The organism is Fluviicola taffensis DSM 16823 (assembly GCF_943372375.1).
GTDB lineage: Bacteria > Bacteroidota > Bacteroidia > Flavobacteriales_D > Crocinitomicaceae > Fluviicola > Fluviicola taffensis_A.
Genome location: NZ_CALRYJ010000001.1, coordinates 97,961 through 122,215 on the forward strand (window position 1 = coordinate 97,961; position 24,255 = coordinate 122,215).

Sequence of the window (24,255 nt, forward strand, 5' to 3'; positions counted from 1 at the left end):
GAAAGGTGACTGAGCGGAGTCGAAGTTACCTTTCAATTAGTCTATTACAAAACTCACAATCTTCCGTCCCCTGCTTCCGACCACAATTCGATTTCCCCAGGCAACCGGCGAAGATTCCCAGACACAGTCCGTTTTCCGCTTCACAATAATCTTCCCGGTAATCCCATCGATCAGGTAAATCGTTCCATATACATCCGTAAAGAATACATAGCAATTCCCGGCCTTATCGTATAGATCAATTGGTGATGCCCAGCTGTAATAATCCATTGGAATGGTGAATTTTTCTTTTCCGGTGACCTTATCAATGGCAACAAATTCTCCTGCCAAACTTCCATTCACACGTGAGAAAATCCCGTAAACCAAGTTGCTTGCTTTCTTCTTTCCGGGTAATACAGATGACAAGACACCTCCCGAATTTACCCGGCCGTTCAATTTGGTATTGGTTGATTTTCGTGACACATCCCAAATTTCTTTTCCCGTAAGTCCATCAATCTTGCGAATATGAGCCGTTCCGGTTTCTCCTTGCTTATCCACCTCGTTTCCTGTGTATAAAAAAGGATGATCATCTTCTTGCAAGTCAATGACCATGGATGCATCCGTATCGTCGTAATTATCCAGGTACCAAACAGGTTTCATGGTCATCAAATTCATGCAGAACACATTACCACCGTTATCACCAAACCAACCGAGGTTATTCCATGCTCCAAAGCTCGATTCAATCCCCAAATCCGGATGTTTTTGAATCTGATAATTGAAAATGAAGGCACTCGGAATGGTCTTATTATTTGCAACCTTGGTTTTGTAAATCTGTCCGTTTTCTGCAGGGTGAAACCAATAACCGGTTTCTGCATCAATCAATGAATTACTGTCGAATGCTCCCCAACTTCTTCTTGCTTTGGAATCCAAGCCATTCCGGAAGAAAATTTCCTTGCCGGTGAACATGTTGAAAATATAAGATCCGAATCGATCGCCATTCTTGATCCCCTGACCGACATAAAGCAATCCGTTCATTCTCGGATCTACCGAAACGGTTCCTTTGATCGGATTTTCAATGGTCACATGCGGTCTGGTCGCTTTCCCGGTTTTCCAATCAATGAAGTAAATATCTCCACACAAACTTCCCACAACTACCTCCCTGAAATCCGATTGATTCACATATCTTTCTTCTATTCCATGAAGTCGCTTCGCAACTTTTTGAGGCCATTTGATGACCAGTGGTTGACCTGTCCAACCGGAACCTCCGCCCCAGGAACCATATTCCGTTGTCCGACCATCATAACCGGTTGTGAATTCCCAATCCAATCGAATAGCAGTAGGTTTTCCCTTTAGCAAACCTCGCGTCGGTGCGTTTCGTTGCGCATTTCCCCTGAAGCAGAAAATTCCATTCTTCGAATTGTAATCGTCTGTAAACAGGATTTCTTCTGTCGGGTCATGTGATTCCGGGTTGTACGTTCGCTGATCGAACATGGAAACATCCGATTCTTCCGGGTATTGAACCTTCCAAATTGCACCACCATCCAATATGTTTTCCACGAATTGCGGCAATATTCTCACCTCCGGTTTGACATAATGCAAGGTAATCCCGGTTCCTAAATAACCGACCAAAAAAACAATCCCGTAAACTACCGTTAGCTTAAACAATTTTATCACTTTGCAAATTTCGTTCAAAGAGTAGTAGAAAGTAAGTTGATTTTGAATAGTTATACAGTTAAAACTGTTAATTCGCAAACAGAGGGTCATTGGAAAAGTAAAAAAGCCATCCCACTCAGAAGAGAGGAACGGCTTTTCAAATAGGTTATTGGCTATGATTTAAAATCAGTGCTTTACAACACTTACTTTACGTATAGTTGTTTCACCGTCCATAGTGATCTCAACCAAAATCATTTCATCTGAAACCATTGGCGCAATCGGCATTTTGAGTCGTTGCGGTCCCGCTTGGGCGTCGATCGATTGATTTAGGAACACTTTACCATCTATTGTTTTGAAGGTAATGTTTACAGTTCCTGCGTCTTTCGTTATGAAATCGATATTGAGCTCCGTACTGGCCGGATTTGGGTAAAGCTTTAACGACTCTTCCATTGTTGGACCTGGCTGATTAATCGTCTGTGGATTTGTTGGTGTTGAATTACAATTGCTTACAACAATATCCTTACAGATCATTTTTTCACACTTCTGTCCGTTTGGCTTCGTAACAACAATCAGTACACAAACATGGTAAGTACCATTTCCTAAGGCTGTATAGTTAATTACAGGACCTGAACCTGCATATGAACCATTCACTGTCCAACTATAGCTTGTTGGAACCGATGAATTTAACATACATTGCGGAATCTGAGGTTGTGCCACGAGGTGGATATTACATTTGTCAACCTGGAAATTAATTATTCCGTTCAAGAGACTGCAAGGGCATCCACAACCAACTACATCAATCGTTTTGCATGATTCAGTCTGGCATACTTGTCCATTGGTGAGAACAGTAGTAAGCACCATACAAACTGTATGACTACCATTTCCTGATGCTGGCATGGAGAACGGTGTTCCGGAACCAACGTATAGACCATCCACATACCAATCAATCGAGTAGCTTTGGATACATGGAGTCTGGTTAAAATATGCGTTGAAGTAAGCGGTACACTGAACAATCTGCCAATTAAATCCTGCTACTATGTCACTGCAATTGCATTGATCACAATCAGTTATTACAATGTCTTTGCACAGTTCTTTGTGACACAGGGTCCCATCAGGTAAAGTTACCGTAACAAATAGACAGATTGTGTAAGTTCCATTAGCTGGAGCAGTCCAAACCAAATTTTGTCCGCTTCCTACAGGTGATCCATTTACATACCATTCGTATTGGTAATTGGACATACAATTAGGACCAAAAGCCTCTCCTAGTAGTTCCACATCACACTGGTTTATTAGGTATTCGAAATTGGGCTGTAACTGTTGACAGTTGCATTCATCACAATCTTTCACTTCAACCAGCTGACATACTTCTTTGACACATTTCTTTCCATCAGGCATTTGTGTAATAACCGTCAGGCAAACATTGTAGACACCATTCGCCGGGAAAGTATAATCAAATACCGGCCCCGAACCAACATAAACGCCATTTACCGACCAATTCCATCCAGTAATCTCCATACAAGCAGGAAGTCCTACAAGGCCATTGAAATGTCCAATGCAATTTTCTAAGAAGTGATCAAAACCTACCTGAAGCTGATCACAATTACAAGGGTCACAGTCTTTCACCTGAACGATTTTACAGAATTCCTTCGTACAAGAACTTCCATCTGGCATAATTGTAGTTACCTGCAGACAAATATTATATGGTCCGTTAGCAGGGAACGAATAAATCAGATTTGGTCCTGTTCCTGAAGGAAGTCCATTGACATACCATTGATACGTAAATTCTTTCATACAAGGTGGCGCCGAAACTACGGCATCGAAATAACCTTCACAGTTCACGATGTTGAAATTGAATGACGGTTGAAGTTGATTACAATTACATTCGTCACAATCTTTTATTTCGACTAGCTGACATATTTCTTTGTAACATACTGTTCCATCATTTAAAATAGCCGTAATGAACAAACAGACATTATAGAACCCATTCGAAGTAAAAGTGTGACTAAAGTTTTGTCCACTTCCTGCAGGTAAACCGTCTACATACCATTCATAGTTGATGTCTTTAATACAACAAGGTAACGAAGGATCTGCTACGAATTGGGCGATGCACTTATCGACCGTATAAGTAAAATGAGGTATGACCAGATCACATCTGCAAGGGTTGCAATCAATGGTTACTATACGACAGGATTCTTTCCTACACTGAGTTCCATCAGCTAAGGTTACAGTTACTACCATGCAGACAGTATGCGTACCGTTGGTTAAGAATGCATAATTGAATGTCGATCCAAATCCAGCTGAAACTCCATCGATAATCCATTCAATCTGAGTCGAAGTGTTAGCACAGTTAGGGTTAATCATCGCAGTGAATGTAGTAATACAATCAGTAGATGTTGTGTAAGTAAATTCAGGATGAATGTTTTCGCATGTACAAGGATTATCGTTACAATCTACGTCGATTGAACCTGAAAGAATGAAAGCTCCAACATTATCGATAAAATTAACGACACATTCGATGGTCCATACTCCTGCGGCCGGTGACAGAACTGTATAACCAATCGGCGGACTTACCATGTAAGGCGCTGATGGGGGAACAGTAAGCGGAATAGCAGGTCCGCCACCTGGTGGAATCAGCTGGATTGAAACCAAAACGTCATCCCAGGCGATACCAAAATTTGTGGTAAAACTAGTGGCTCCCGCTGCAATGTTAAAGGTGCGCGAGAACGTGTAATTTCCCGTCGCATTATTAAAAATCGTGCCTGAACCATTGATCCAGCAAGCATTTGTTACTGGTACAGGTGTTACTTCCCAATAAGGAAGGTAGCTTTGTACACGTTTTGCTACTGGCCCAACTGGCCCTGAACTAATTGTCCAGAAAGGATCGGTCGCACCGATGGCAATAGCATTTCCCGTAGCATCAATTCCAGTACTGACATTGATATCAGGGCAAGGTCCCCCAGCTCCGGTTTGAGCTAGTAAATTGTTTCCTGCACAATAAAGCAGAACGAAACAGACTAATTTTAGAAATTGTTTCATAAGAATAAAAGTAAATAGTGTGTAATAAAACTGTTAGTAGTTGTTTTCTTAACATTGAAATGCTCAAGACGAGTCGAAAGGGATTCTTTCCATGGCGTGAATAGTTATTTGTCAGAAAGCTAATATACAGCATGTTATAAGTGTTTTTTTAACTATTCTAAAGTTTAACATTTTAAGAAAGCTTCATGCCAAACCTGTTTTTCATCTAATAAATAGATTGCACGCCACAAAATGAATACTACCTGTCTATAATTTCATTATTCTAATTGTGTTTTAAATAACATGTTTAGTGATTTTGGCAAATTTATTACACAAAATCTCCCGTTTAAATCACATAAAACGTTGTGTCCTCAACTTAAACTCTATTTGAATAAAAATTCAAAACCATGTGGGAATTATTCGAAGAACAACCTGAAAATTGCCGAATTTGCCTTAAACTTGTACTTCACAATTTTTGAAGATTATGCTTACTCCGGAGTCAGATAAAAAACTGTTCTTATTAGATGCTTTCGCCTTGATTTACAGGGCTTATTTTGCCTTTGCGAAAAATCCACGGGTGAACTCAAAAGGACAAAATACTTCTGCGGCATTTGGTTTTACGAATGTACTGATTGATATCCTGAATAAGGAAAAGCCATCACATATTGCGGTCGTATTCGATCCTCCCGGAGGTGCAACGAACAGGAATGTGGATTTTGCAGCGTATAAAGCACATCGGGAAGAAATGCCGGAAGATATCCGGAATATGATCGAACCTATTAAGCGAATCATTGAAGCATTCCGCATTCCGATGTATGTAGTTGATGGATATGAGGCCGATGATCTGATCGGAACCATGGCGAAAATGGCTGAAAAAGAAGGATTCCTTACTTATATGATGACTCCGGATAAAGATTTCGGTCAGCTGGTAAGCGAAAATATTTTCATTTACAAACCTGGTCGCGGAGGAGATCCGGCATCGATTATGGGAGTAAAAGAAGTCTGTGAGAAATTTGAAATCGAACATCCTTTGCAAGTAATCGACATCCTTGGTTTGTGGGGAGATGCTGCTGATAACATTCCGGGAATTCCGGGAGTCGGAGAAAAGACAGCCAAAAAGTTGATCGCAGATTACGGATCAATGGAAGGTGTTTTCGAAAATGTGGAGGATCTGAAAGGAAAGATGAAGGAAAACATGATCAATTTCAAAGATCAGGGAATCATCTCCAAAATACTGGCAACTATTATCCTGGATGCACCGGTAGAATTTAATCCGGAGGCTTTGATTTTGGAAGAACCAAATAAAGAATTGATTCTGGATATTTTTACGGAGCTTGAATTCAGGAATCTGGCAAAGCGAATTACCGGAGAAGAAATCGTTGTTACTTCCGCGGGAGTGAATGAAAATGGTCAGCTGGACCTGTTCGGAACACAGAGCCTGGTGGATGTGCAACAAGCGCAACCAACCAGCGGTGTAAAGACCATTGCAACCGAGAAACCTTCTTATCATTTAGTAAGTCTACCAGAAGAACGTAAAGCTTTACTGACTAAATTATTGAAAGAAAAGTCCGTTTGTTTTGATACGGAAACAACAGATATCAATGCACTTCATGCGGATCTGGTGGGAATGTCTTTTTCATTCAAGGAACGTGAAGCATACTACGTTGCTGTTCCAAAAGACAGACAAGAAGCCCAAGCCATCGTGGATGAATTCAAACCCTTTTTCGAGCACGAATCCATTGAGAAGATTGCGCATAATATGAAATACGATATTCAGGTGCTGCATCGCTATGGAGTCCAGTTTGCAGGACCATTATTTGATACGATGATTGCACATTACCTGATCCAACCCGAATCGAAACAAGGAATGGATTTCCTGGCTGAATATTACCTGAACTATACCCCGATCAGTATCGAAGCATTGATCGGAAAGAAAGGAAAAGGTCAGGGAAATATGGGCGATCTGCAACCGGAAGCAATCAGCGATTACGCTTGTGAAGATGCCGATATCACTTTCCAATTGAAACAATTGTTTGCGCCTCAAATCGAGAAGGACCATTTAAAAAGTCTGTTCTACGAAATGGAAATGCCCTTGGTTTCTGTTCTTGCAGGAATGGAGGAAGAAGGAGTTGCAATCGACATACCACATCTGGAAGCTTATTCGAAGCAATTGGCAGAAGAAACGGAAGCATTGGAAAAACGCATCAAGGAATTGGCAGGAATGGATTTCAATGTAGATTCTCCAAAGCAATTAGGCGATGTCTTGTTTGAACACATGAAGATCTCTTCGAAAGCTAAGAAGACTAAGACAGGTCAGTACGCAACATCGGAAGATATTTTGCAACAACATAAAAACGATCACGAAATCATTCCGTGCATTCTGGATTACCGTCAGATGAAGAAGTTGAAATCGACGTATGTTGATCCGCTTCCTACTTTGAAAGATCCGGTTGACGGACGGGTTCATACGAGTTACATGCAAACGGTAACCGCAACCGGTCGTTTGAGTTCCAATAACCCGAACTTGCAAAATATTCCAATCCGAAGTGAACGTGGAAAAGAAATCAGAAGAGCATTCATTGCACGCGGGGAAGATTTCCAATTGATGTCTGCCGATTATTCCCAAATTGAATTGCGTATCATTGCTGCTTTGGCGAACGATACGAACATGATCCAGGCATTCAAGGACAAAGTGGATATTCACCGTGCAACTGCTGCAAAAGTATTCCATACTGAATTGGAAGAAGTGACAAAAGACCAACGTAGTGCTGCGAAAGCGGTGAACTTCGGAATCATTTACGGACAGTCAGCTTTCGGGCTTTCCCAAAACCTGGGAATCAGCAGAACGGAAGCAAAACAGATCATCGATTCCTATTTCGCCCAATATTCCACCATTAAATCCTACATGGATAAAGCTGTTAAGGACGCACGCGAAAACGGTTATGTGGAGACAATCATGCAGCGCAGAAGGTATTTACCGGACATTAATTCGGCCAATGCAGTTGTAAGAGGTTTTGCAGAGCGAAATGCAGTCAATGCTCCTATTCAGGGTTCCGCAGCTGATATCGTGAAACTGGCAATGGTAGCGGTGGATAAAGCCATGAAAAAAGCGAAAGTACAATCCAAAATGATTTTGCAAGTGCATGATGAGCTTGTTTTTGATGTGCATAACGACGAACAGGAAGTGATGAAGAAACTGGTGAAAGAAGCCATGGAAAATGCCATCCAATTAGTTGTTCCGATGGAAGTGGAAATGGAATTGGCGCATAACTGGCTGGATGCACATTAAATTGAGCCCACAGATTGCGCTGATTACACAGATTTTATTTCCCACGGACGAGCACAGAGGAACAGAGGAAATATTCAGTTATTTATAAAACTAAAAATCCGGTCTAGAATACTAAGCCGGATTTTTTTATGTCTTGTTATTGTGTTGACTTCGACTCCGCTCAGCCAACTACAAATCTTAAATCAAAAGGACACTGAGCGGAGTCGAAGTGTGCTTTTTCAATTCATTTACAACTTCTCTACCCGAACAGTTTGGAAACCATTTCGTGTCTGAACTTTCATCAGGTACAATCCTTTTTTCAAGCTATTGATATCCAGAGTAACTTCGTAGTTGTTATTTCCAGCAGTCGTATAAACTCTCTTTCCACTCAGGTCAACCAATTCAATTTGCTGAATCTCCGAATTGGAATTCTTTACCGTCAATTTTCCATTGCTTGGATTCGGATATACTTGAATTTGAGTTGTCTTATTTTCATTCAACCCTAAACCTGAACCGGAACAGCTTGGATCAACATCAAATGCTTCCACTTGGTCATTGCGATCATCTGAACTTCCCTGACTTGCAGAAAAACCTAATCCTCTTCGTGCAAACACTTCCCAGATCAAGCATTTGTTTGCGCCGCCATAAAGAACTTGGTCTGCTGCCAGAATCCCATCACGACCATCAACAAACCCAGGACCACAAGCAGTCAGTTTCAATCCTTCAATCACCAAATGCATGGCCATGTTGTTTCCGCCGGTTCCGGATTTAATGTTCGAATCAAAGCCGTATTGATCAATCAACGCCCAATTCAAATCCCACAACATAGTAGCCCAAACAAAACCGATTCCATGCGGCTGACTCAATGAATTGCTATTTGTATTTCCGTAAGTATAATCGTTGATTGCAAAAGCAGTAGAGTATTGCGCCGGGCGAATTCCTCCTCCGTTGTTTGGCTCATTCGTCACATAAGTTCCAACTCCTCTTCCATCCGTTCCAAGATCTGAAGCTACCTGAGTAATCATCAATCCGAACCAATCAGACCAGCCCTCACCCATTTGTTCTGCATTGAATAAACAATCCGTATTATCGGCACCACCTACCAAACGCGTTGAGATTCCGTGACCGTATTCATGTGCGATGATCATGTTATCGAAATCAGAATCTGTTGCTGTCAAATCTCCCGGGTTCACAATCGTTCCATTTACCGTGTTTCCTTGATTCATTTGGTTTACAAACGAATCTCCATTGGGTTTTGAAACCATAATCGAAGGAATGGTCTCTGCACCTGTTCCACCTCCCATTGCCTGAGTGCTTGTTCCGGTATTATTCATCACAATCACTGCAACCGCTCCAAAATTTTGACATGCTACGACCTTTTCTGCGAATGTACAATTCCCTCTTCGCACCAAAGCAATCTTACCTGCCAGTGCTGCTCCATTTGTAATTGTTCCGCAAGCATCTGTCGTATCGGTTCCATCATCGATTACCAAGACCAGGTCTTCTGTAATAGGTGTTGTTGGGACCGGTGGGCCGAAACCAGCCGTAGAGCAAGAATAAGCTCCGTCAATTGCCGCCGGTGCATTGATTGTCAATAAATCCGGAACATTGCTTTCCGTCCATAAATACATTTGCATGCGCGGGTTTTGTCCGTCCGGAGGAGTTCCAAAGTTTGCATTATTGGTTCCACTTCCATCCTGCGCATCAGCCATTACCTGATCCTGTCCCAAAGCGGAACCGGAATAATTTGTTTCCTGGAAATTCCCGCTTTCCTCATCAAAACCATAATATGCCCAAATGTCGTGCATCATGTTGTTCATGTAGAACAAGTTCGTGATTACAGCATCCAGGTTTCCTTGCACACCAACAACTGAATCGTAAGCGAAATTAAAGTTCAAGCTTGAAGTTCCATCGGGTGAATATCCCGGAAAATCATCGTTATCGATATCCTCTGATGCATAGACGTTATTTCCTCTCGTAATCGTGTATTCATCTCCAGCAATTCCATCTGTATCGTGCCATCCGAAAGGAGAATAGGTTACATCGGAAGGATTCACCACCAAAACCCGGTTTCCATGTGCCGGACTGATATTCGGCAAAGCGTACACCATGTATTGGTCCAATCCCGGAGGTGGAGGCGGTACCATCATCGTTTCTGAAATGTGGTGATTCTCATCTGCACAATGCTCAGCAGAGCAATGAGAAATCCAATCATTTTGAAAAACAACTTCTCCCGTTTCAGCATTCAATCGCATTGACCACCAATGTTCCGAACTTACAGGATAAATACTCAAATCCCATAAATACACCAATTGCCCCTTGGATTGACCAAGAACCAATTTTACCGGAATGTTTTCTTTTGAAATGCCTTCTTTTGAAAAAAGGTAGGTGTTTTCAGAATACTTCAGTTGTTTCATATTCGAGCCAGCAAGGCTCAAATGCTTCAATGCCCCATTCACTGCTTCAGTTGCGCTGAGAGCAGAATGGTTCGCCGGCTCGGTAATCGAAACGAAGTTTGTTGTGACATGCACAACTTGATTATTCGTTACCGTAACAATTCCAAATCCGTCAATAATGGAAAGCCCATTCTTTGTCTGACGAACTTTCCAATGCTTCGTGTTTGCAGCTTTCGAAGAAGCACTGGAAACCAATTCCAGATTTGAAAAATCCGAAGATTTCAGATTCCACGCACTTGCATGCTCTTGTAAATAACGCTGAATGGATTGTAATTCCCTTTGCCCGTAACAAAAATTAAGGAAAGTAAGGAATAAAAAAGAGGAGAGTAACTTTTTCATTTTCAGTTTTTAAGTTCTCCAATGTACAAAAAAAACAAGAAAACAGAAAAGTTTGAAAAAAGATCCGGATGAACGGATTAGAGCAGTCAAAAAATAAAACAACTCCTAATAATCCAACTTCCAGCCGCGCTGTTTCATCACCCGGTGAAGAGTCACCAAGTCTTGTCCGTTTGGAACCTGTGCATAAGCATTTTTGAACCGAATTGCCTTATTTTCAATTGTTCCCTCTAAACCATAAGGAAAAACAACTGCTTTTTCAGATGTCTGAACGATCTCCAATTCCTGTAAAAACCGTCTCAACAAGTTCACGGATTCGTTATCAGACAATTCAAAATCAGTTGATCTCACGGATGAGAAGAAATGCATTTCCTGTTTTGCTCTTGTCAGTAATACATTCAAACGCTTGTGTCCATTAGTTTGATTCAAAGGTCCGAAACGCATTTGAAATGATCCTTCCGGATTTCGGGCATAAGCCAAACTGATAATCAAAACGTCCGCTTCATCTCCCTGTACATTTTCCAGCGCTTTGAAAAAGCCCTTGTTTTCATCTTCTTTCAAGGCAATCAGGTTTTGTACGCGGGGTGAACAGGAAAGCCAAATGGTTTTCAATTGTTCTTCGGAGAAAGCCACAATTCCGAGTGTCTTTGTTTCCCAATCCGTGAAGCTTTCCAGAAAATCAGCAACTGATTTAGCTTCCAATTGATTTCTGCGTTGATCAAAAATTCCATTTTCCACCAAATGATGAAACAATACTTCCTTCCGATCCGGAGAGGGATAAACAATCAATTCATCTTTGTAAAAATGGGTATTTGAAAACTGGATCAACTCCCGGTATTCGGAACGATAATGATGCCTTAGAGGAACACGCTCAAAATAATAAGCCGCTTGATGCAAGAGATCATGGAATCCGAAATTTTTTCCAAAGTAATTGGAAGGAGCCATTTGCTGTTCGTCTCCCGCAACCAACGCTCTTTTCGAACGGAACAAGGAACCCAATGCATTCGGAAGTGGAAGTTGACTCGCTTCATCAAAGAGAACCAAATCAAACAATTCCATTTCCAGGGGAAAGTGATCCGCTACCTGATTGGGTGTCGCCAACCAAATCGGAATGAGTAACTGAACCCATTCTTTCGCGTCACTGGCAATCAGATTCCGAATGGTGATGTGATTCCGGGACTTCCCAAACTCCTTTACCAAAAGCGATTTTCCTTTTTTCAAACGGGCTTTGAGTTCTTTCTGCGGTGGTGAGAGCTTTTGACTTGGAATCCGCAACAGTTCTTCAAACTCCGAAAAATGCTTCTGGATCTGAACCCGGAGTGCTGTTCCAAAATCAGAAAATTCCCGATTCTCTGTTTCGATTATCTGGTCCAAACGTTGCTGAAGGGATTCTCCTGAAAACTTCACGATTTCCGGATTCACCGATTCTATTTTTCGCAGGGAACTAAACAAGATCAGAGACTGCATTTCCTCCCAGGAATTGATTCCATCCAGTAACCCGAAAAAGAAACGCGGCAATTGTCTGAGATCTTCATACGCAGCACTCAACTCAATAAATTCGGCTTGTTTTTGAATAAGAAAATCAGCTAAAACGACCTCATCGTTCAGTTCAAAAGAACGTGTCAAAGCAGATCTTAACTGATTCAATTCCGAACCGCATGAAATGATTGACACCCGTTTTTCCTTTGTCCATCCGGAAATTTCGCTGAGTAATGAACCACTTTCATTCTCCAGACTGGTAGCATAAATCATTCCCATATCCAAGGCATGTGCAGTTGCTTCCAAGCCTAATTCAGCGAAATACGATTCGAGTTCTTTTAATTTATGCGTTTCAGACAAATAGTTCTTCCAATTCGCAAGCGCAATTTCCGGCAGTACGGAAGAATCATTCAACAATCTGGTAATGGCTTTTTTTCGTTTTCGCAATTGAATCCAGGTGCTTGCCTGCTCCCAGGATTCCAATTGACTTTTAGAAGGTACCTGTTTCCAAATCTGATTCTCCTTTTCAACGGAGACGAACCTTTCCTTTAACTCCTTAAATAAAAGCACCTGTTTTTTGAACTTCTTCCATTCCTTGGGTTTGGAAAGGAGCAGACTATACGCTCTGTATTGTTCGTTTTCAACCAATTGACAGCGTCCCAAAACGGAAATGAGTTGTTCCAAATCGCCAAAAGAAACTAACTCACTCAATTTTGACTGAATTATTTGTAGATTGCCCTGAGCATTTTTAATCAACTGATCGCCATTCCATTGCTCAAAAAATGCAGGTTTCAATCCCTTCAATTTTGAAAACCCGTTCAGCTTCAGATCCAATTTTTGAATGACCGGTTTACTCTCCAACCATTCATCGATTGTTGGAATACTGCTTGAGAAAAGTTGGTTTGTTATTGGAGTTTCGAGTAATAGATCTTGAAGCTTCCCGTAAGAAACTCCGGCAAAATAATCGGATGTGTTCAATCTGTCAAACAACAATTGCAAATTCGCATAGAGCTGTTCTGAAAGTCTTAGGTTCTGGTTCAAATGCAGATTCGAACTTTCCAACACATTCCAGGTCGCTTTCAATTGTGCCAATAAATCTTTTGATTTTGTTTGACTATGTACTACGAATGCAAAGGGATCCAACTGCAATTCCGAAAGCTTTTTGACCAGCACATCCAATGCAACCCGCTTTTCGGAAACCACCAGTGTTTTCAATTCACTTTTTAATGATTTTCCAAGAATATTGATTAAAACTTGCGATTTACCTGTTCCAGGAGGACCTTGGAGCAACACATTTTTTGAGTTAAGGGTATTGAAAACCTGCTTTTGATCGACATCTGCGGGGTAAATCAGATCAGGGGACAGATTCAATTCCTTTGTTGGTTCGAAATCATTTCCCAGCAATTGTTGAACCAGTGGATTTTTATGTCCCGATTTTTCAATTCCCTCCAATTCCCTCAGTATATGAAATCGGTGATAATGAAAATTCCCACCATAAATTTCACGGGAAAATTGGGTATCAAGACTTACATTTTGAAATTGTTGAATCACCCATTCCAATTTTTCGGGCAAATTCAGGTTGTCAGGAATACTACTTAGAGATTCATTATTCAATTCAGAATACAAGAATTTGATATACGGGTTCATTTCAATCGCTTCTTCATCCATTTCAAGCTGAAGCGTATTGTTAATTCGGGTATATTCCCAATTTAACGGTACGATCAGCAAGGGTGACTGAATGGTTCCCGTTTGAATCGTCGAAGTAACCGTTCCAAAAACCAAACACAATGAATTCACATCCGATTCCAGTCTGAACCTGTTTGCCACTTGCCAGACCGATTTCCATTTACCTTCCAACTGCACCTGGAACTTCTCTGTAGGCAGTTCTTCAAAACGAATGAGCGATTCTACAGATTCTGACAGATTCACAAGCATATCAGTCTTGGGCATGTCCGATAAGACATGAATAAAGTCCGCGATATTTGTTGGTGAATAACTCATTGAATTGCTTGACGAAAATAGTGAAAAGGAAGATATTAAAGCCGTTTAGTAATTGCACTGCAGGAGTATTCCATAAAACCTTCATTTAAATGATTGAAAATCGGAATAAACGGTCGAATTCAAAGAAACAGGTCAGAATGAGAAATAAAATAACGGATATGTAACCAAAGTAGCTGTTTTGCTTTATGGATAAATGCATTTTTGCAAAACAATTTAGATTTGAATGGATATCATCGGTTATTTCGCTTCTGTTTTTATTGGAATTTTACTGGGACTAATCGGAGGAGGAGGAAGTATTCTAACGGTTCCTGTTTTGGTTTATTTATTCGGTTTAGACACAATTTTGTCAACCACCTATTCGCTGTTTGTGGTGGGCACAACCAGTTTGGTCGGTTCTGTTTTCTATTTCAAACGAGGACAAGTGGATCGGATCACCGTTCTTGCTTTTGGAATTCCATCCATTGCAATGGTATTTTTTACCAGAAGGTTTATTGTTCCCGCAATTCCGGAACACCTTTTCCAAATCAACAGTTTTGATATCACGAAGAGTGTTTTCTTCATGCTTTTGTTTGCACTATTGATGATTGCCGCTGCTTATAGCATGATAAAGAAACAGGAGACTTCGTCAGTTCCGGTAACAAAAGGGAAGCCTAATTACCTTTTTTTGATTCTTCAGGGATTATTTGTGGGAATTGTGACCGGTATCGTTGGTGCCGGCGGCGGTTTTCTAATAATCCCGGCTTTGGTCAACTTCTTAAAACTCCCGATGAAGACCGCGGTAGGAACTTCTCTGGTAATCATTGCTATCAATTCACTCACCGGATTCTTGTTTTCGCTTCATGGAACGGAAATCGAATGGAAATTTTTGGGAATCATCACCTTGTTCGCCATCACTGGAATTTTCATTGGCATGGCATTATCCAAAAAGATCAATGGGGCACGGCTGAAACCGATATTCGGTTGGTTTGTGCTCGCGATGGGTGTGTTCATTGTTATAAAAGAACTTTTTCTGACTTAAAAAAGTGAATCCGTCGTTAAAGTCTGAATCTACTTGTGTAACCAAAGTAGCTGAAAACCAAAAACAATCGATGCACCTTTGTATTATCAAATGAGTTAAGAACATCAAATTTCAAACACATGAAAATCGAACAAATTTATACGGGATGTCTGGCACAAGGAGCATACTACATCACGTCAAACGGAGAAGCAGCAATTATTGACCCATTAAGAGAAACACAACCTTACATCGACCGATTGGAATACGACGGCGTGAAACTCAAATACATTTTTGAAACCCACTTTCATGCGGATTTCGTTAGCGGTCATCTCGACTTAAGCAAGAAAACCCACGCATCGATTGTTTATGGTCCTACAGCTAAACCAGAATTCGATGCCATTGTTGCAACAGACAATCAGGTATTTGAAATCGGTGATATCAAACTAAAAGTATTACACACTCCGGGACATACCATGGAAAGTTCTTGCTTTTTGTTAATTGATGAGCATGGCAAGGAAACGGCTTTATTCAGCGGAGACACCCTTTTCCTGGGTGATGTAGGAAGACCTGATTTAGCGCAAAAAGCCGCGCAGCTTACGAAGGAAGAATTAGCCGGATTATTATACGAAAGTATTTACACCAAAATTCTACCGCTTTCAGATGACATTACCGTTTATCCGGCACACGGAGCAGGTTCTGCTTGCGGAAAAAACATGATGAAGGAAACGGTTGACAGTTTGGGGAATCAAAAGAAAATGAACTATGCCCTGAATCAACCGAACAAGGAAGCTTTTATTGAATCGGTAACGGAAGGATTATTGCCTCCTCCTGCCTACTTTGGAATGAATGTAGCAATGAATAAAAAAGGATACGACGAATTCGAAAACGTATTGAGCCATGGAATGAACTCATTATCTGTTGGTGAATTTGAAGCGGTTGCAGAGAGCACCGGAGCCTTGATTTTGGATACGAGAAGCGATCAGGAATTTGCGCTCGGATTCATTCCGCAATCCATTAACATCGGGTTGGATGGAGATTTTGCTCCGTGGGTCGGCGCATTGATTGTTGATGTCAAACAACCGATTTTATTAGTTACTGACGAAGGGAAAGAAGAAGAAGCCATTACCCGATTGAGTCGTGTCGGCTTTGACAATGTATTGGGTCATTTGAGTGGTGGTTTTCATTCCTGGGTGAATGCTGCGAAGGAAATTGACCTGGTAAACCGCATCACAGCCGAACAATTTGCTTCGGAAGTAAAAATCGGTAAAAGTAAAATCCTTGACGTTCGCAAAGAAAGTGAATACGAGGCTGAACACATCGAAGAAGCATACAGCAAGCCCTTGGCATACATCAATGACTGGATCAAGGATGTGCAGCCACAAGAGCACTTCTACCTGCATTGTGCGGGAGGTTATCGAAGTATGATTGCTGCAAGTATTTTACAGGCACGGGGATACCGAAACTTTACGGAAGTTGCCGGTGGATTCAATGCCATTTCGACAACCAATGTGCCTAAAAGTGCTTTCGTGTGTCAGAGCAAAGTGCACAGTTAATTGAATCTTATTTTCTCAAGCAGATTATACAACAATGGAGAACGGAGAAAAAAAACTACAACCCCTGACAAAAAACAAGGAGCAACAGCTTGATGTTTCTTATTGGAATGAGCGATGGAAAATGAGCGAAACCGGTTGGGATACCGGTTTTGCTTCTCCTTCAATCACCAACTATTTATCCCAATATCCCAACAAAGAAGCAGCCATTTTGATTCCCGGTTGCGGAAATGCTTACGAAGCAGAATACCTGCTTTTAAATGGATTTACGAATATCACCTTAATTGATATCGCTCCAAAAGCAGTCGAAGGTTTACAAGCCAAATTTGAGAATCAGGAAGGAATCCGAATTTTATGCGAAGACTTTTTTCTACATCAGGGAACCTATGATTTGGTCATCGAACAGACATTCTTTTGTGCTATTGATCCCGAGAAGCGCATGAGCTATTCGAATAAAATGGTCTCCCTATTAAATCCGCATGGAAAACTGATTGGAGTTTTGTTTAATCGCGCATTTACACATCAAGGTCCGCCATTCGGAGGTGATTTACTGGAATACCATTCCATTTTCGAGCCGAATTTCGAAATTACAACAATGGCCGAATGCTATAACAGTGTGCCAGCTAGAATAGGTTCGGAAGTATTTATCAACCTGCAAAAAAAACAAAACAGGGAATTTGCTTCATGACAACCATCCCTTCTTAAACCTCATCTTTCAGTTGAAAACTTCTTTGACAGAAATATGCAGAAAAGAATATTTTCGAGAATCCCCCTGATTTCTTTACCGAACGATTAACTTTGTAATTCTATAAAAAGTGATTCCGTTTTCTATGAAAGAACAAGATATGAAATTCGGTACCAAAGCGATTCATGCTGGTGTACAACCCGATCCAACAACCGGAGCAATCATGACTCCCATTTTTCAAACATCCACTTATGTTCAGGAATCTCCCGGAGTCAATAAGGGATACGGTTATGCAAGAGGTAAAAATCCGACACGTGATGCACTTCAGGCAAATATTGCCGCACTGGAAAACGGAAAACATTGCGTATGCTTCAGTAGTGGTGTTGCTGCAACGGATGCTGTTCTAAAATTATTGAACCCCGGAGATGAAGTCATTACCGGAGACGATTTATATGGCGGAACCTATCGTTTGTTTACAAAGATCTATGAGAAATTTGGAATCAAGTTTCATTTCATCGATTTGACAAATGCAGAAAATGTAACGAATTACATCAATGCAAACACCAAATTGATCTGGGCGGAAACACCAACAAATCCAACCATGCAAATCATTGATATTGCCGCAGTCTCTGCTATTGCTAAAGCAAACGATATCATTATGGTAGCGGATAACACCTTCGCTTCTCCTTATTTGCAAAACCCATTGGATTTGGGCGCAACCATCGTGATGCATTCGGTAACTAAATACCTGGGCGGTCACTCGGATGTTGTAATGGGTGCTTTAATTACCAATGATGATGCAATTCACGAACAATTGTATTTCATTCTGAACAGTTCGGGTGCAAATCCTGGTCCGATGGATTCCTTTTTGGTATTAAGAGGAATCAAGACATTGCACTTGCGAATGCAACGCCATTGTGAAAATGGAAAACAAATCGCTCACTATTTGAAAAATCATCCGGCAATCGAAAAGGTTTATTGGCCTGGATTCCCGGAGCATCCGAATCATGAAATTGCAAAAAAACAAATGCGTGATTTTGGTGGAATGATTTCAATTGTACTGAAAGATAAGAGCATTGAAAACACCTATAAGGTTGCTTCTTCATTCCATGTTTTCTCCTTGGCTGAATCATTGGGAGGTGTGGAATCTTTGATTAATCATCCGGCAACAATGACTCACGCTTCTATTCCAAAAGAAGAAAGAGAAAAAGCAGGAGTCGTGGACAACTTATTGCGCTTAAGTGTCGGTGTGGAACATGTAGACGATTTAATTGCGGATTTGGAACAAGCGTTGGCATAAATAAAACAGTTCAAAAGATTTAAAGGGTTCAAAAAGTTCAAAACTATTGGACCCTTTTGTTTTTTAAACTGGTGAACTTTTTAAACATTTGAACATGATACTAATCACAGGAACATCCAGAGGTATCGGGAAAGCAGTTGCAGAAAATTATCTGTCCCGGAATGAGAAGGTAATCGGCATCGGGAGAAATCATCCCATTTCACATCCCAATTATTCGTCCATCAATTGTGATTTAAGTGACCCGGATGCAGTAGATCAAATTTCTTTTCCTCAACTAGGGGAAGAACCAATCATCTTTATCCACAACGCGGGTATTCTGGGAAAAGTGGATTACTTCGAACGATTGGAGTCGAAAGAAATAGCTCAAGTGATGCAGGTAAATCTGTTTGCAGGAGCCACCATTTTGCAAAAGTTACTCAAGAAACTACCAAAAGACCAATCATTCAAATGCATTTTCATCAGTTCGGGGGCAGGAAAAAATCCGATCGCATCCTGGGCATCTTATTGCGCTTCCAAGGCAGCAGTGGATTTATTTTGTCAAACCATTCAACTGGAAGAACAAGAGCTTGGAAGAAATGATTTCCATTGTCTTTCAGTAGCTCCGGGAGTTGTAGACACGAATATGCAGGCAATGATTCGCGAAAGCAACCAAAATTCATTCTCGGAAGTGGAACGTTTCAAAGAATACAAAAATTCAAACCAACTTTATTCGACAGAATTGGTGGCTAAAAAATTGTTGAAACTGATTCATGAAACACCATTGAACCAAGTTTTATATTCACTTCGGGATATCGAATTGTAAAGCGAATTTTAACTAATTGTTATTCATCGCGTTGTTAAGTTTTTGGCGAACAGTTCATTTCTTAATCAAATGTTGTAACTTGTTGCACTCAAATTAGGAAAATTATAGTAAAACTAGCTAGAACTGTACATAATGAAAAAACGATTTTCTACTCTCTTAGGTCTAACTCTTTGCGTCTCTTCATCTGTTTTTGCTCAAAATCACGAGCGTCAATTAGACAAACAGAACATGCGTCAAGGAGAACATGTTGAATATTGCGTCACGCATAAAAAGATGAATCAACTCTTGGCTAATCCCGAATTTGCAAAACAGTACGCAAAGGAGCAACAAGAATTCGACCATGCCCTCCTTTCAAAAAAAGGAGAAGGCTCCACAAAGGCTCTTGAATATACAATTCCGGTTGTGTTCCATGTTTTGCATAATGGCGGACCGGAAAATATCTCCAAAGATCAAATCATGTCTGCATTGACTATTCTGAACAGGGATTATGCGATGTTGAATGCCGACACAATTGGGGTTCAAGCAGCTTTTCAGGGTATTCGCAGCAAGGTTGATGTGAAATTCGTATTGGCAACAAAAGCACCGAATGGAGCTTGTTTTTCAGGTATTACAAGAACTCAAAATATTGCAACAAGCAACGGAGATGATGGTCAGGCACAGGTAAATGCCATCGTTGCCGGAAACGATGTGTATAATGGTCAATGGCCGGGAAACAAATATATGAACATTTTTATTTGTCAGGACATCGGAGGTGCAGCCGGTTACACCTTTAATCCGGGAGGATGGTCAGCAAATTCCATGGGTAATGGAATCTGGGTATTAAGCACGTATGTCGGTGATATCGGTACATCAAGTACATACACTAGTCGAACATTGACTCATGAAGTTGGACACTGGTTGAATCTTTCGCATGTTTGGGGAGGAACCAATGATCCGGGTGTAAGTTGCGGAAGCGATGGTGTAAGCGACACTCCGGCTTGTATTGGTTCAACCGCTTGTTTTTTAAACCAAAATACCTGTAGTAGTGACAATGCTTATTGGGGATTTGATCAAATCGACAATGTAGAAAACTACATGGATTATTCCTATTGCTCTAAAATGTTCACTGCAGGTCAGGTAGATCGAATGAGAACGGCACTAACCGTATCTTCAACAGGAAGAGCCAATGTGGTATCTGCTGCAAATCTGACAGCCGTTGGTGCAAGCACTGCTCCGATTCTTTGTTCAGCAAAATTCAGTACGACAAGAAGAGTGATCTGTCAAGGTGAAACGATTCAATTTACAGATGAGTCCTTCAACGCCGTTTCCGGATGGAACTGGTCATTTGCAGGAGGTTTACCTGCTACCTCAACCACACAGAATCCATCAATTACTTATAATACTCCGGGAACTTATGCGGTTCAACTGGATGCTACTGACGGATCAAATTCAAATACAGCGAATATTGTAAACTATATTACCGTATTACCAGCTCCAACAGGTATTCCTTATTACGAAAGCTTTGAAGCAATTAGCAATTTTACAAATTCTGATTGGTTTGTGGAAAATGGCGGTGGAAACCCTTGGAATGTTACAACTACTGTGGGACGAACAGGTACACACTCTGCTAAATTGGAAAACTATGGACAATCAGCTAGTCAAATGGATGAACTGGAATCCCGATCTATCGATTTATCCGGAATCACTTCAGCAACGAATGCAACACTTTCATTCCGATATGCATATAGAAAACGAACTTCCACCAATACAGATCTTTTGAAAGTATTCTTATCAAAAGATTGTGGTGAAGTTTGGGATATCCGCAAAACATTGACAGCAGCAACTATGTCCGGGACTAATTTGGCAACAAGCCAATGGACACCAACTTCAGCTGATTGGGTTACTGTTCATATGACAAACGTAACAACTGCTTATTGGGTATCAAACTTCCGATTCAAATTCCAATTTACTGCCGGAGGTGGAAACAATGTGTATATTGATGATATCAATATTTATGCAGGAGCGCCGTCAGATGATATCGTTTCGTTGGGACTAACAGATTTAGAATCATTCCAAAACATCAATCTATTCCCAAATCCAGCTGAAAATGAGCTTCAGATAAGCTTCACTTCCCAGACTGGAGACCAGTTGAGTTTTACAATAACGGATCTGGCCGGAAAACTAATCAAAACATTACCGGTTCATGCTCACGAAGGAGCAAACCTGGTGTTTATTGAGACTACGGATTTATCAGCAGGAACTTATCTGATCAAAATGATTGGTTCTGTGCAAGAAAGAACATTCACCTTTGTAAAGAAATAATTCCATTCAAAACGGGTCGGGAGTTTGCATTTCCGACCCGTTTACACATTCCTTTTAATAAACGATTTAGACACTTAAATCAATTTCTACTACATCAGATTTAAAAAGTCATTACATTTCATGCTTTGAACTGTATTCTATTTCCAACTTTCCCCTATCATTTAAATCATTGTTATAAAACTAGCTAGAATTAAAAAAATGAAAAAACAATTTTACTCACTCCTAGGCATCTCCCTTCTTTCTGCCACTTGGAGTTTTGGACAGCAGCAAGAGCGTGTTCTTGACAAAAGTAATATGCGTGAAGGTGAGCATGTTGAATATTGTACCACGCATAAGAAGATGAATGAATTGAGATCCAATCCACAATTCGCGAAAGAATATGCAAAAGAGCAACAAGCATTTGAAAATCTGATGCTGGCGAAAAAAGGAGAGAATGGTTCAACCAAAGCTATCGTGTACACTATTCCAGTGGTTTTCCACATCTTACACAATGGTGGTAATGAAAACATTTCGAAAGATCAAATCCTCTCTGCTTTGGATATTCTGAACCGCGATTACGCGATGCTGAATGCCGATACGATTTCAATTCAAGCGCCTTTTCAATCACTTAAAAGTAAAGTGGACATTCAATTTGTTCTTGCTACCAAAGCACCAAACGGCGCTTGTTTCTCAGGAATTACGCGAACTCAAAACGCATTAACAAATGATGGATCAAGCGGTTCTGCTCAAATCAATGCAATTGTTGCAGGAAATGATGTTTTCAATGGTCAGTGGCCAGGAAATAAATACTTGAATATCTATGTTTGTAAAGAAATCGGTGGAGCAGCCGGATACACGATGCTTCCATCAAGCTTTACAGCAACCAGCATGCAAAATGGTATTTTCATCTTAGATACTTATACCGGGGCAATCGGAACATCTAATGTGGGATCCAGCAGAGCGTTAACGCACGAAGTTGGTCACTGGTTAAACCTGGATCACGTTTGGGGAGGTAACAACAATCCTGGATCTGCCGGTTGTGGAGGTTCGGATAACGTTCAGGACACACCTGCAACCCAAGGTTCCACAGTTTGTAACCTTACAGCAAATACTTGTTCAACAGACAATGCATATTGGGGATTTGATCAAATTGACAATGTTGAGAATTACATGGATTACTCTTATTGTTCGAAAATGTTTACTATCGGACAAGTAAATCGTATGCGAACTGCATTAACGGTTAGTAATACAGGTCGTGCAAATGTAATTTCTGCTGCAAACCTTACAGCGGTTGGGGCAAGTACTCCATTAACTCTTTGTACCGCTAAATTCAGTACTCCAAGAACTGTTATTTGTGCCGGTGAATCAATTACATTCACAGACGAATCCTATAATGTTGCAACTGGATGGACATGGACTTTCACTGGTGGATCACCAGCTTCTTCCACAACCCAAAATCCAACAATTACATACAATACCCCAGGAACATACGCCGTTCAGCTACAAGCTACTGACGGAACAAATAATAATACGGCAAATATTCCTTCATACATTACGGTATTGCCAGCAGGAGGAAATATTCCTTTCTATGAAAGTTTTGAAGCTTCCATGAACTTGACAAGTCCGAATTGGTTCGTTTATAACTCAGGAGGAGCTACTGCGTGGGCAGTTACGAATACTGCAGCTAAAACAGGAACCAATTCAGCGAAACTGGATAATTTCAGTCAAACAAACGGTCAGATTGACGAGTTAATTTCAGGACCTATCGATTTATCAAGCATCACTTCCGGAACTGGAGTCACTTTGTCTTTCAGATATGCATACAGAAAGAAAATCTCTTCGAACACCGACTTATTGAAGGTATTCCTTACAAAGGATTGTGGTGAAGTTTGGGATGTACGTAAAACATTGACTGCAGCTACAATGTCCGGAACTAGCACAGCTACTTCCGCATGGACTCCAACTGCAGCTGATTGGGTGACTGTTCACATGACAAACGTAACAAGTGTATACTGGAACGACAATTTCCGTTGTAAATTCCAAGTAACAAATGGCGGAGGAAATAACGTATACATTGATGATATCAATATTTATTCCGGTGGACCATCTGAGAATCCTGTCACTGCAGGTTTAGCAGATTTGGGTACTGTTGCAAACATCAATTTGTTCCCGAATCCGGCAGACAATGAAGTTCAGATTTCTTTCAGCTCACAAATTGCGAATGAGATCAATTTCTATGTGACTGATTTATCAGGAAAACGTATCCAACAGTATCAGATCAATGCAACTGAGGGAAACAACCTGGTTTACATTGCAACTGAAAATCTTTCAGCTGGAACCTATCTGATCCAAATGGTTGATGGAACTAGTCAAAGAACCTTGACTTTCGTGAAAAAGTAATACAACTGAAACCAAATAAAAAAATCCCCTGACGAGCAATCATCAGGGGATTTTCTT

The 24,255-nt window shown here is 40.8% G+C and carries 12 protein-coding genes; 8 read left to right on the plus strand and 4 right to left on the minus strand.

Annotated features, from left to right (window positions below):
* Window positions 1-36: 36 nt before the first annotated feature.
* Together AAG807_RS00425 and AAG807_RS00430 are read right to left on the minus strand one after the other, a co-directional pair.
* Window positions 37-1,650, minus strand: a complete 1,614-nt coding sequence (locus tag AAG807_RS00425; RefSeq protein WP_341899772.1) for a hypothetical protein — start codon at window positions 1,648-1,650, stop codon at window positions 37-39.
* Between the two features lie 165 nt (window positions 1,651-1,815).
* Window positions 1,816-4,665: a hypothetical protein gene (locus AAG807_RS00430; protein WP_341899774.1), complete on the minus strand. Its 2,850-nt coding sequence runs from the start codon at window positions 4,663-4,665 to the stop codon at window positions 1,816-1,818.
* Between the two features lie 463 nt (window positions 4,666-5,128).
* Between AAG807_RS00430 and polA the strand changes: the two genes are divergently transcribed.
* On the plus strand, window positions 5,129-7,933 hold the full coding sequence (polA, locus tag AAG807_RS00435) for a DNA polymerase I (RefSeq protein WP_341899776.1): 2,805 nt from the start codon (window positions 5,129-5,131) through the stop codon (window positions 7,931-7,933).
* 227 nt (window positions 7,934-8,160) lie between these two features.
* On the opposite strand, the gene AAG807_RS00440 is transcribed toward polA, so the two are convergent.
* Window positions 8,161-10,707 (minus strand): T9SS-dependent M36 family metallopeptidase, encoded by a 2,547-nt coding sequence (locus AAG807_RS00440; protein ID WP_341899777.1) that lies wholly within the window; start codon window positions 10,705-10,707, stop codon window positions 8,161-8,163.
* A gap of 105 nt (window positions 10,708-10,812) precedes the next feature.
* Window positions 10,813-14,184: an ATP-binding protein gene (locus AAG807_RS00445; RefSeq protein WP_341899778.1), complete on the minus strand. Its 3,372-nt coding sequence runs from the start codon at window positions 14,182-14,184 to the stop codon at window positions 10,813-10,815.
* A 223-nt stretch (window positions 14,185-14,407) separates the two neighbouring features.
* On the opposite strand from AAG807_RS00445, the gene AAG807_RS00450 reads away from it, so the two are divergent.
* The 7 genes from AAG807_RS00450 to AAG807_RS00480 all read left to right on the plus strand — a co-directional run bounded on the left by AAG807_RS00450 (window position 14,408) and on the right by AAG807_RS00480 (window position 24,198).
* The gene (locus AAG807_RS00450; RefSeq protein ID WP_341899779.1) at window positions 14,408-15,202 is read left to right on the plus strand and encodes a sulfite exporter TauE/SafE family protein; all 795 of its coding nucleotides are present in this window, start codon (window positions 14,408-14,410) and stop codon (window positions 15,200-15,202) included.
* A 119-nt stretch (window positions 15,203-15,321) separates the two neighbouring features.
* On the plus strand, window positions 15,322-16,734 hold the full coding sequence (locus AAG807_RS00455; RefSeq protein WP_341899781.1) for an MBL fold metallo-hydrolase: 1,413 nt from the start codon (window positions 15,322-15,324) through the stop codon (window positions 16,732-16,734).
* A 34-nt stretch (window positions 16,735-16,768) separates the two neighbouring features.
* Window positions 16,769-17,419 (plus strand): methyltransferase domain-containing protein, encoded by a 651-nt coding sequence (locus AAG807_RS00460; protein WP_341899782.1) that lies wholly within the window; start codon window positions 16,769-16,771, stop codon window positions 17,417-17,419.
* A 142-nt stretch (window positions 17,420-17,561) separates the two neighbouring features.
* Window positions 17,562-18,716: a cystathionine gamma-synthase gene (locus AAG807_RS00465; RefSeq protein WP_341899784.1), complete on the plus strand. Its 1,155-nt coding sequence runs from the start codon at window positions 17,562-17,564 to the stop codon at window positions 18,714-18,716.
* A gap of 94 nt (window positions 18,717-18,810) precedes the next feature.
* On the plus strand, window positions 18,811-19,518 hold the full coding sequence (locus tag AAG807_RS00470) for an SDR family NAD(P)-dependent oxidoreductase (RefSeq protein ID WP_341899785.1): 708 nt from the start codon (window positions 18,811-18,813) through the stop codon (window positions 19,516-19,518).
* Window positions 19,519-19,650: 132 nt separating this feature from the next.
* The gene (locus tag AAG807_RS00475) at window positions 19,651-21,819 is read left to right on the plus strand and encodes a M43 family zinc metalloprotease (RefSeq protein WP_341899786.1); all 2,169 of its coding nucleotides are present in this window, start codon (window positions 19,651-19,653) and stop codon (window positions 21,817-21,819) included.
* Window positions 21,820-22,017: 198 nt separating this feature from the next.
* Window positions 22,018-24,198 (plus strand): M43 family zinc metalloprotease, encoded by a 2,181-nt coding sequence (locus AAG807_RS00480; protein WP_341899788.1) that lies wholly within the window; start codon window positions 22,018-22,020, stop codon window positions 24,196-24,198.
* Window positions 24,199-24,255: the final 57 nt, after the last annotated feature.